Origin of the sequence: Kitasatospora sp. NPDC004799, assembly GCF_040609095.1 — a bacterium.
Classification (GTDB): domain Bacteria; phylum Actinomycetota; class Actinomycetes; order Streptomycetales; family Streptomycetaceae; genus Kitasatospora.
Genome location: NZ_JBEXJK010000275.1, coordinates 1 through 10,953 on the forward strand (window position 1 = coordinate 1; position 10,953 = coordinate 10,953).

The following is a 10,953-nucleotide window of genomic DNA, read 5'->3' on the forward strand; positions in this document are numbered from 1 at the left end:
GCCGGCATCGGCCTGGTGGCCAAGACGGTCGAGAGCGCCAGCAACATGCCGATGCCGCTGCAGTTCCTGCCCTTCCTCGGCAGCGCCATCGTGCCAACCGACTTCATGGCCGCCAACGGCCTGGTGGCGGCCGGCTACGACACCGTCACCGTCGACGACGGCTGGTCGCTCTGGCACCGCGACGGCCAGAGCACCGACCTGGTCCGCAACGCCGACGGCGGCCTGCAGCTGTACGACGCCGCCGGGAGGCCGGTCAGCGGCACCGACGGCACCGGCGAGGACCCGACCTCCGGCCACCTGGTCCCGCGCCCCGACCCCTTCCCCGCGCGGACCGTCGACGGGCGCACCGTCAACGGCATCGAGTACCTCGCCCACTACGCGCACGGCAAGGGCATGAAGTTCGGCCTCTACGCCACCGCCACCTACCTCACCTGCCAGATGCACCCCGGCAGCCTCGGCCACGAAGCCACCGACGCGGCCGACTTCGTCGCCTGGGGCGTCGACTTCGTCAAGTACGACGACTGCCCGTACGGCCCGGCGATCACCGGACCGGACGGCCACGACTACGGGACCCAGGGCGAGGGCAAGGAGCTGACCCGCTCGATCTACACCCGGGTGCAGACCTTCCAGCGCGCCCTGGACGCCGCCTCCGCCGCCCAGGGCAGGCCCGAGGTCACCCTCAGCGTCTCCGCCCAGCCCGTCCACACCGGCCTGCCGTACCTGCTCGCCGCCGACGACCCGGCCCGCACCGACCCGGTGGTCCAGGCCGCCGGCACGGCCCCGTTCCACGCCCCCGGCTACGCGCCCACCGGCATCTGGTGCGGCCAGGTCGCGAACCTGTGCCGGATCGGCGGCGACCGCAGCAGCGAGCTCGACGGGGTGCTCTGGAACGGGCAGTTGCGCACCGCGCTGGAGTACCCGGGCAACGTCCGCCCGGGCAGCTGGAACGACCTGGACATGATGTTCGCCGGCTGGCACGACGTCTACGGCCTGTGGGGCACCACGGACACCTGCGTCTGCCACAAGCCGTTCACCGACGACGAGTCGCGGACGGAGGCCTCGGTGCTCGCCATGCTCGCCGCCCCGCTGATCTCCGGCGCCGACCTGCGCACCGCCGCGCAGTCCCGGCACAGCGCGGACGGCTACACCTGGTCCACCGGGATCAGCGACACGAGTCTGGCGATCCTGAAGAACCGCGAGGTGATCGCCGTCGACCAGGACAGCCTGGCCAGGCCGGCCACCCTGGTCGGCGCCCCGCCCGCCGACGGGCGCGCGCCGGTCGTCCTGGAGCGGCGGCTCGCCGACGGCGACACCGCCGTGCTGCTGGTCAACCAGGACCCTTCGGCCGCCCGCACCGTCGCCACCAGCCTCGCCGAGCTCGGCCTCGGCGGCTCCGGCTACCAGGCCAAGGAGCTGTGGACGGGGGCGAGTTCGACCGTCACCGGCCCGCTCGGCGCCGCCCTGTCGCCGCACGGCGCGGCGCTCTACCGGCTCACCCCCAGGGCGGCGGGCGGTTCGGGCGCCGTCGACGACGGGAAGTTCCACACGCTGACGACCGGCGGCGGCCTCGCCCTGTCGCTACTCGGCTCCTGCACCGCGCCGCTCGGCTCGATCACCGACCTGGAGCCCGTGCGCCCCGGTGACCCGGCGCAGCAGTGGACCTTCGCCTCCAACCCCGACGGCACCGTGCGGATCAGCGACAACTGCTCCACCGGGCCCCACCGGCACACCGTGCTCTCCGCCGGGGCCTCCGCCGGCGACAGCGCCTACCTGCTCGACCTGGCGCCCGGCAACCCGTGGCAGGAGTGGAAGCTGACCCAGGCCCCGGCCGGCGGCGCCGTCACCGTCACCAACATCGCCACCGGCCTCGTCCTGGACGCCGGCGCGGGCACCGCCGGAACCCCCGTCACCACCCGCCCGGCCGCCGGGCAGAGCTGGACCCTCGGCTCCTGAGAGCCCCGAGCGCCCTCAGAGCCCTCAGAGCCCCGAGAGCCCTGAGCGGGACCTCACCGGTCCCGGGTGCCGGCCGGCCGCCCCACCGAGCGGGCGGCCGGCATCCGTACCAGCACCGCCAGGCTCAGGCCGAAGATCAGCACGCCCAGCGGGACGTGGACCGACGGGACGTGCGCGACGCCCAGCACGACCTGGGCCGAGGCGAGCACCAGGAAGCCGGTGGCGTACAGGATCGGGCGGGGCGAACCGCCGCCCGGCCGCCAGGCCAGGACGGCGGCGAGCAGGTACAGCATCGAGGCGCCGTACATCACCCGCGCGCCGACGCTGTGCAGCGTCTCGCCGTAGGAGGTGGAGAGCAGCAGGCCGGCGGTGGCCGCCTGGCAGAAGACCGTGACGGTCTGGAGCGCGACGGCGGCGCGCAGGTAGCCGCCGGTGCGCCGCTCCACCACCGCCTTCGACGACGCTTCCACCGTTTCCCCTGCCCTGGTCCGGACGGTCATGGTGCGTTCCCCTCTTCTGCCTCGCGGCGGTCGGTCGGTAGTGTCCCGCTGATCCGACGAGACAGGCCGGCGAAGTGTGAGGCGGGATTCCGTCCCGGACCGGGACCCGCGCTCGGCCGTCGGACGCGGCACGGACGAACGGAAGCAGGGGGCAGCACCGACCATGAGCACCGAACCGGACCTGAGCGCGGTCGTCGACGAGCGACGACGGCTGATCAACCTCGCCTACCGGCTGCTCGGTTCGCTGGCCGAGGCCGAGGACGCGGTGCAGGAGACGTACGCCCGGTGGTACGCGCTGTCGCGGCAGCGGCAGGAGGCCGTCCTGTCGCCGGGCGCCTGGCTGACCACGGTGGCCACCCGGGTCTGCCTGGACCAGCTCGGCTCGGCCCGGGCCCGGCGGGAGCGCTACGTCGGCGAGTGGATCCCCGAGCCGCTGCCCGACCGCGGCGAGTGGATCGGCGGCCAGGCCGGCGGCAGCGGCGGCCCGGCCGACCCGGCGGACTGGGTCACCCTGGACGAGTCGGTGAGCATGGCCTTCCTGGTCGTCCTGGAGTCGATGACCCCGGCCGAGCGGGTGGCGTTCGTCCTGCACGACGTCTTCCGCTACCCGTTCCCCGAGGTGGCCGCGATCGTCGGCCGGACCCCGGCGGCCTGCCGCCAGCTGGCCACCTCGGCCCGCCGGCGGGTCCGGGCCGCGCAGGCCCCGGCGGCGCCGACCGGCGCGCAGGCCGGCGTCGTCCGGGAGTTCAAGGAGGCCTGGGAGGCCCGGGACATCGCGGCCCTGGTCGGTCTGCTCGCGCCGGACGCCACGATGACCGCCGACGGCGGGGGCCTGGCCGGCGCCGCCCTGCGGCCGGTGGTGGGCGGCGGGCGGATCGCCCAGTACCTGGTGCACTTCGCCGACCGGGCGCCCGGGCTCACGCTCCTCGAACGGTCCGTCAACGGCCGCCCCGGCCTGGTCGCCCGGTACGGCGGCCGCACCGCGACGGTGGCGGCGTTCGAGCTGGTGGACGGCCGGATCGCCCGCATCTGGGCGGTCCGCAACCCGGAGAAGCTGCGCCCGTGGACGGAGCACGACCCGCGCTGACCCGCGGCTCCCCCGCCGGGACCCTCGGCGGGGGAGCCGGGTGGGTCATGTGGTGACGAGACGCATCTCGGCGGCACCGCAGATGCCGTAGCCCAGTGTGTCGATCAGGGCCCTGAGTACGCGGATCGTTTCGCCGCTGGCTTCCGCCACGAACGGGCAGCCCAGGAATCCGCACACCGTGGGGACGGTCCCACTGATGGCCGCGGCGATCGCCGCGCCCTTCTCGAGGGACTTGTCGCCGATCTCGATGCCGATGACGACCAGGCAGATCAGGCCGATGACGGTGTAGACCAGGGGCATGAGGGCGTCGATGCCCTCGACGGCCGCCACCTGGAGGATCAGGTCCAGGGTGTTGCCGAACCCCTGCGCCACGATGCCGATCCAGGGGAGGACGTCCTGCCACCGTCCCGAGGTCGTGGCCAGTTGTCCTACGGCACCCAGGACGACGATGATCAGGGACATGCCGACGACGGCCACCCTGAGCCAGCGCGGTGGTTCGGGGCTCATGTCGACCGCGATGACCGGGATGACGTACAGGTAGGTCAGGGCGCCGGCGATCAGGGTGACGACTGTCAGGTCCGCGTCCCCGCCCCCGCCGGGTTCGAGGCCGGGGGCGCCGACGGCGGCGGTCGCCTTCCCCTGGTGGACGAGGCCGAAGTCGGGGAGCTCGCCGCCGGGGAAGGGAGCCTGGTCGTGGCCCTTGACGAGCTTGTAGACGATGGTGAGCGGGAACGCGGCGAGCAGGGCGATGAGGGCGGCCGGAGTGAGTGCCGAGTCGTCCCCGTGTCCGGCGAGGTCCGCGATCCATCCCCACACGGTGTTGAGCGGGCCGAGGTCGAGTTCGGTGGTCAGCAGGTCGACGACGCCTCCGAGGCCGTCGAGGAGCAGGCCGACGGCGGCGTCGAGCAGGGCCTTGGCGAAGGTGACGGCGGCGTGGGCGAGCGAACGCAGCCCGTCGATCAGGCCGTCGAGCCCCTGGTCGGCCAGGGTCTGGGTCGTGAGCATCGACTGGAGGCTCGTCCAGGTCGTCGTCGCGGCCTCGAGGAACGCCGTGGCAGCGGCCGTCAGGGCCGTGACGAAGGTGTCCGTCGGAGTCCCGCCCTTGGCCGCCGGGATCGCCGGCTCGGCGGACTGCACCTTGTCCATCATCCAGTTGTGGTGGACGCCGACGACGGACGTGAACGAGCCGCCGGAGGAGCCCCCGCCCAGTAGCGGGTGGGCCTTGTCGCGTTTCAGCTGGTTCAGACTGGTGCCCTTCACCTGTCCCGCGAGCGCGTCCAGGGCGGTCTCGACCTGCTGGTCGAGGCCGTTCAGCCAGGTGTCGGCACCGGCTCCGAGCCTCTTGAGACCGCCGGAGACGGAGGCGACGACGCCCTTGAGCGCCGATTCCAGGGCCATCTTGGTCTCCCAGATGTCCTTGAAGCCGAACACCGCCTTCAGCCAGTCGATCACCTTCTCGATCGCGGCCTCGATCTGGTGGAAGACGTTCGCGATGAAGTGGCCCGCGGTCTCCAACCCCTGTTCCACCAGCTGGAGTTCGTGGACGATGTTCTCGCCGATCCGGATCGTCAGCTGCCACAGCCGCTTCGCCTGGTCCCGCGCCCAGTCGACGACCGCCGAGGCGCCGTTCCTGATGCTGCGCCAGGCGCTCCCGGCCGTGCGCGTGACGGAGTTCCACCCGTCGGTGAACCAGTTCCTGAGGGAGTGGACCACCGTCTCGCGCACGGGAATGAGGCCGGAGCCCAGTTCCGCGTCGGTCATCGGACGGTCCGGGTCCATCCCGAGCAGGGCGACCTTCTGGACGGAGGTGGCCGCCTTGTCGGCCAGTGCGGGACTCGCCGCCGCCAGCCGGGCCAGGGGCTCGGGCGTGGGGTCCCGCGTGGTCGCCGCCGCCAGCACGGCGCCCTTGAACGGAGCCAGGCCGCCGCCGGGGTCGGTCGGGTTGAGCCGCCCGTCTCCCGACAGGTAGCGGTGGACGGCGAGCGCGGGCTGGACCGTGAACGGCGTGTCGAGCCCCTTGGCCCGCATCAGCAGGCGGGGCGCCACGAGACCGGTGGGAACCAGGGTGAGGGTGATCCGGCCGGTCGGATCGGTCGTCATCCCCGTGGGTCCGGCACTCAGGTGGTGGGCGTTCCCGCGCCAGGTCACCTCGACCGGGGCCGACTCCGGGGCCGTGGTCACCTCGACCGGCCAGTTCGGCAGGGGCACGCCCTCGGCGGTGACGACGAGGGCTTCCACCCGGTGGCGGGTCACCTCGAAGGCCGTACCGCCGAGGACGCGGACCTCGTTCTCGCGCCAGGTCCCGGTGGCGTGGTCCTGGACCTCGAGCCGCAGCTCCGGGGCGTCCTGGCCGGTGTGGTAGTGGAACAGCGAGGTGCAGTCGGCCGTGTCATGGGCCGCCCCGAACCCGGCGACGTTCCGGTCGATCGGGATCGGCGGCGACCAGTGGGGGGTGCCGTCCTCCAGGAAGGGCCTGGTGTCGTGCTGGTGGACGGCCCACAGGCGGTCCTGCTCGTCGACCGCGTACACGGACCACAGCGGGTTCCCCGGTGTCCCGGCGTTCTCGACGACGGCGTGGCGGAAGCGGACTCCGGGGGCGTGCAGCGGTTTCGGGTCCAGGACCTGCGCGCCGCCGGCCGTCAGGACCCAGCTGTGCAGCTGCCCGGAGAGCTCCTGGACCAGGAAGAAGGCCCGGTCGACGTCCGCCGCGGCCGCGACGACGCGGTCCACCTGCCCCGGATAGGTGTACTCCCTCGGGTTCTGCTCGCGGTCGTCCACGCACAGGACCAGGGGCCCCGGTGCCTCGGCCCGGGTGTACGCGCAGGTGGTCCGCCGCAGGTCCGCGGAGGCGGCACGGAGCAGGACCGTGTGGGAGGCCTCCTCGGCGGAGGGGTAGGAGCAGACCGGGGACAGCCCCCCGTCCTCGGTGGGGCTCAGGCACGCGACGGTCCTGGCCCCGCCGGCCCCGGAGACCACCGAGACCACGGGCAGGAACTGCGGCCCGCCGACCGGGCCGGTGAAGGTCGAGTGCGTCACGGTCAGGCCCGACGCCCCCGTGAGGTCGGGGAGTTCGGTCGGGGCGTCCCAGGTCCGGCCGTCCGCCGCCAGCGACGAGGCGTACACCTTCCCGCCGCCGATGAACACGCACACGTCCCGCGGCACGTCCTGGACGTTCCACCGCGGTGCGCGCACCACGACCACCGCGCTGGGCGGCGCCTTCGCGCAGACCTCGGCGAACACCTCCTTCGACGCCCACCGCGGGCCCTTGCCGTCGTCGGCCTGGGTCAGGTGGACCATGCGGGCTCCGTCCGGGGTCGGAGTGATCACCAGGGCCTCGTGGCGCAGCCCCTCCCGGGGCCTGGTGAGCGCGGAGTTGTGGAACGGCGCCACCAGGTGGCGCCGTCCGGCACGGGCGTCCACGTGGACGCCCGTCGTGGTCACGACGTCCCGGCTGAGCGAGTCCGTCACCTCGATCCGGGCGGGGACGAGGTGCGTCAATGTGTCGGTCATGCGAAGCCTCCACGGCATCGGCGGCGAATGCCGTGATGCGTTGCCAAGGGGGCCTCGGCGGCAAACGCGGCCTCATCCCAGCGGCTCCGCCCCGCGGGGACCCGCCTACAGCTCCTCCACCACCTCCACTCCGGGGCACTCCCGGGCCAGTTCGGCGAAGAACCGGCCCCCGTCGATCACCGCCTCCGGCGGATGCACCCCCGGCCCCACCGTCCCGTCCAGCACCTGGGCCAGCCCCAGCCCCGCCGGGACGCCGGTCGCCTCCGCCATGTCCGCCAGCAGCCCGTCCGCTCCCCTCAGATGGACGAGGACCGCCGCCGGGCGGCCGTCGCGGATGCCGGTCGCGGCGGCGAAGAAGGGCGGGAGGGTGCCCGGGCCGCGGAAGCGGGCGGCCCGGGCGGCGGCCCGCAGGGTGCGGCGCACGGTCGGGCGGTCGAGGTCCGCGGCGGCGGTCTCGTTGGTCAGCCGTCCGGCGTCCAGGTCGTCGCGCAGCACGTCCAGGTAGGCGGCGGTGCCGGCCCTCACCACCATCAGGTCGGCCGCGTCGCCGCCGGGCCGCAGGCTGCGGTGCAGGGTGACCGGCTCGGGGTGGCCGACGGTGTAGGCGGTGCCGCGGTGGCCGCCGGGCAGGTCGAGGACGACCGGGCGCAGCGGGGGCCGCCGGACGAGCCGGCCGCCCTCCACCGCCGCGACGGTGCCGCTGATCTGCTGCATCCAGTGCACGGCGGCGGCCGAGGGCGCGCCGCCCGGGTCGCGCGGCGGGGTGTCGGCGGGCGGGGAGCCGGCTTCGGGCCCGACGTCGACCGGCCAGGCGGTGTACAGGTCGGTCAGGGTGTCGAGGCGGGCGGCGGCCCGGGCGGCGAGCAGGTTGCTGACGCCGGGGCTGGCGCCCGTGCCGAGCACCGCGCGGACCCCGGCGGCGCGGGCCTCGCCGTCCAGTTCCAGCATCGCGGCGGTGGGCTCCCAGTCGTCGCAGATGTCCAGGTAGTGGGTGCCGGTGCGGATCGCGGCGCGCAGCACGTCGAGGCCGTAGCGGTAGTACGGGCCGACGGTGTTGAGCACGGCGTCGGCCTCCGCGAGGGCGGCGTGCAGCCCCGCTCCGTCCGTGACGTCGACCCGGGCCGCGCGGACGGGCACCGGTGCGCCGGCGGCCAGCGCGGCGGCGGTGCGGCGGGCGGCGTCGAGGTCGCGGTCGGCGACCACCAGCTCGTGGACGCCGGGCAGCGCGGCGGCGACCCGGGCGGCGACCCGGCCCATCGCGCCGGCGCCGCCGAGGGCCAGCAGTCTCATCGCGGGTCAGCCCTTCCGCCGGTCGAGCGAGGTCAGGAAGTCGCGCATGCCGTCCAGGTAGCCGGGGGCGAACAGCGAGCGCGGCGCGGCGACGGCCAGGACGGTGCTGCGCAGTTCGGAGTCCTCGACGTCCTTCGGCACCATGGTGTGGGTCGCGTCCGGGAGGCGCAGCACCTGGAGCAGACCCGGGGTGGTGACGAGGCGGCGGTAGCCGGCTTCGGTGTCGTCGCTGTCGACGTTGACGTCCCGGCCGCCGAGGACCAGCTGCACCGGCACCCGGAGGGCGGCGAGGTCCTCGGTGGCGTCGGAGGTGAAGTTGCGCTTGTTGAAGGCCCACCGCTCGGGGGTCAGCCCCTCGGTGTCGCCGCCGGCGGCCCGGTACTGCTCGAAGGTCGAACCGGCCCGCAGGGCGGCCAGGTTGCGGTCGCTGCGGGCGACGGCGGCCGCCGTCTCCGCGGGCGGGGCGTGGCGTTCCCGGAGTTCGGCGAGCAGGTTGTAGCGGCCCTGCTGGAGCCAGTTGACGGCGGGGCCGACGGCGATCACGAACTTGACGTCCGGGGACTGCCGGGCCGCCCTGGGCATCACCCAGCCGGCCTGGCTGGCGCCCCAGAGGCCGATCCGGTCCGGGTCGATGCCCGGCCGGCCCTTGGCCCAGCGGATCGCGGCGAGCACCTCGTCGGCGCGGTCCTGCATGCTCTGGTCCAGCCAGTCGCCGGGGGCGTTGTTCACGCCCGGCTTGTCCCAGGAGAGCGTCGCGTACCCGGCCTTCGCCATCGCCTCCCAGAGCGGCCGGTAGAAGGTGTCGTGGGTGGCGTCCACGGGCCCGTCACCGTGCACGAAGACCACCAGCCCGTACGGTCCGTGGCCGCCGGTCGGGCGGGCCAGCACGCCCTGGAGCGGCTGCCGGCCGCCGGTGACGGTGACGCGTTCCTCCACGAGGTCGTACTCGTTCTGGTACACCACCCAGCCGCCCGCGCCGGCCAGCAGCACGGCCACGGCCAGCAGCGGCCCCCAGAGCCGGCGGCCCCGCCTTCCGGAGAGCTTCATTTCGTTCATTCTCCCATCGATCGTTTTGAAAACGACCGTAGCAGATATGAACGCACTAGGATGATCGCCATGCAGGAGATCCCCACCCGGGTGCTGGTGGACGCGATGGTCCGCGCCGACGGCACGGTCGACTGCGGCGACCTCTACGCCGTGGCCGGCCGGCTCGGCATGAGCGACCAGCAGGTCCGACTGACCATCCGGCGCCTCACCGCCGACGGCCGGTTCGTCCAGGAGGGCCGCGGCCGCCGGGCGCTGCTGCGCGCCACCGCCGCGACCCGCCGCGAGATCGAGCCGGACGTCCGGTACCTCGCCCTGATGTACGCCCAGGACCGCGGCGAGGCCCCCTGGGACGGCACCTGGCACCTGGCCGGCTTCGCCGTCCCCGAACGCGAGCGCACCGCTCGCGACGGGCTGCGCGAGGCGCTGCTGCGGCTCGGCGGCGCCCCGGTGCAGAACGGGCTCTACGTCTCGCCGCACCCCTGGGAGCCGGAGGTCCGGGAGGCGGCCGGCGCCCTCGGCGTCCTCGGCAACCTCACCCTGCTCAGCACCCGCGACCTGCACACCGGCGACACCGCGGAGCCCCGGGAGCTCGCCGGCCGCTGGTGGCCGCTGGACGAGGTCGCCGAGGGCCACCGGCGGCTGGCCGGCTTCGCCGCCGAGCAGCTCGACCGGCTCACCACGGGCGGCCTGTCGGAGACCGAACTGCTCACCGTGGCCGTCGAGTTGGCCGCCGTCTTCACCGAGGCGAGCGAGCCCGACCCGCTGCTGCCCCCGGAGCTGCTGCCGCAGCCCTGGCCCGGCACCGGGGCCCGCGCGCTGGTCGCCCGCTGCTGGGCCCTGCTGCTCGCCGACCCGAGGCCGGGCGCGCCCCGGCTGTTCGACGCCTACGCGGAGGTGGTCGCGTCGGTCGCGTCCTGACCTGTCGGCGGCACCGTTGGCCCGGGCGGCTCCGGCGCGACGGGCGGCTCGGGCGGCTCCGGCGCGACGGGCTCGGGCACGAGCGGCTCGGGCAGCGTGCGGAACAGTGCCCAGCTCAGCACCGGCATCAGCACCAGCGGCAGCAGCGCCGTGCGCAGCGAGGTGGCGTCCGCGAGGCCGCCGATCAGCGGGCTCGCCAGGCCGCCGACGCTCACCGTCAGCCCGAGCGTGATCCCGCTCGCGGTGCCGACCCGCGACGGCAGGTAGTCCTGCCCCAGGGTGACCTGCAGCGAGAACGGCACGTACAGCCCGGCCGAGGCCAGCGCCACGCACAGGTACAGCAGCGGGCCCGGCAGCAGCAGCACCCCGGCCACCGCGGCCGCCGCCACCAGGTACGACCGGCGGGCCGCCGCGACCCGCCCCCAGCGGTCCGCCAGCGCGCCGCCCAGCACCGAGCCCACCGCGCCGCCCGCGTACAGCACCACCAGCGCCGCGGTGCCCGCCGCCGGCCCCCCGCCGAGGCGCTGGACGGTGAACAGCGACAGGAAGGTGCTCAGCCCGACGAAGGCGATCGAGCGGCAGACCACCGCCAGCGACAGCCGCAGGAAGGCGGCCCGGTCGTCGGCGGGCGGCGGCCGCCCCCCCCCC

General features: G+C 74.6%; 8 protein-coding genes. 3 read left to right on the forward strand and 5 right to left on the reverse strand.

Annotated elements, in window-relative coordinates; translation table 11 throughout:
- A partial coding sequence (locus tag ABZW03_RS28270) for an alpha-galactosidase (RefSeq protein ID WP_355264097.1) occupies window positions 1-1,953 on the forward strand: 1,953 nt, incomplete at its 5' end.
- Window positions 1,954-2,006: 53 nt separating this feature from the next.
- Here ABZW03_RS28270 and ABZW03_RS28275 read toward each other — a convergent pair.
- Window positions 2,007-2,423: a hypothetical protein gene (locus tag ABZW03_RS28275; RefSeq protein ID WP_355264100.1), complete on the reverse strand. Its 417-nt coding sequence runs from the start codon at window positions 2,421-2,423 to the stop codon at window positions 2,007-2,009.
- Between the two features lie 193 nt (window positions 2,424-2,616).
- Between ABZW03_RS28275 and sigJ the strand changes: the two genes are divergently transcribed.
- Window positions 2,617-3,540, forward strand: coding sequence for an RNA polymerase sigma factor SigJ (gene sigJ / locus ABZW03_RS28280; RefSeq protein ID WP_355264103.1), 924 nt, complete (start codon window positions 2,617-2,619; stop codon window positions 3,538-3,540).
- Window positions 3,541-3,585: 45 nt separating this feature from the next.
- On the opposite strand, the gene ABZW03_RS28285 is transcribed toward sigJ, so the two are convergent.
- The 3 genes from ABZW03_RS28285 to ABZW03_RS28295 all read right to left on the reverse strand — a co-directional run bounded on the left by ABZW03_RS28285 (window position 3,586) and on the right by ABZW03_RS28295 (window position 9,387).
- Window positions 3,586-7,050 (reverse strand): hypothetical protein, encoded by a 3,465-nt coding sequence (locus ABZW03_RS28285; protein ID WP_355264106.1) that lies wholly within the window; start codon window positions 7,048-7,050, stop codon window positions 3,586-3,588.
- 105 nt (window positions 7,051-7,155) lie between these two features.
- Entirely contained in the window at window positions 7,156-8,340 is a 1,185-nt protein-coding gene (locus ABZW03_RS28290; protein WP_355264108.1) for a saccharopine dehydrogenase NADP-binding domain-containing protein, read from the reverse strand.
- A gap of 6 nt (window positions 8,341-8,346) precedes the next feature.
- Window positions 8,347-9,387 (reverse strand): alpha/beta hydrolase, encoded by a 1,041-nt coding sequence (locus ABZW03_RS28295; protein ID WP_355264111.1) that lies wholly within the window; start codon window positions 9,385-9,387, stop codon window positions 8,347-8,349.
- A gap of 69 nt (window positions 9,388-9,456) precedes the next feature.
- Here ABZW03_RS28295 and ABZW03_RS28300 point away from each other — a divergent pair, with 69 nt between their 5' ends.
- On the forward strand, window positions 9,457-10,305 hold the full coding sequence (locus tag ABZW03_RS28300; RefSeq protein ID WP_355264114.1) for a PaaX family transcriptional regulator C-terminal domain-containing protein: 849 nt from the start codon (window positions 9,457-9,459) through the stop codon (window positions 10,303-10,305).
- Here ABZW03_RS28300 and ABZW03_RS28305 read toward each other — a convergent pair.
- Window positions 10,272-10,953: MFS transporter (locus ABZW03_RS28305; protein WP_355264117.1), on the reverse strand; the 682-nt coding region annotated here is incomplete at its 5' end. The genes ABZW03_RS28300 and ABZW03_RS28305 overlap by 34 nt on opposite strands.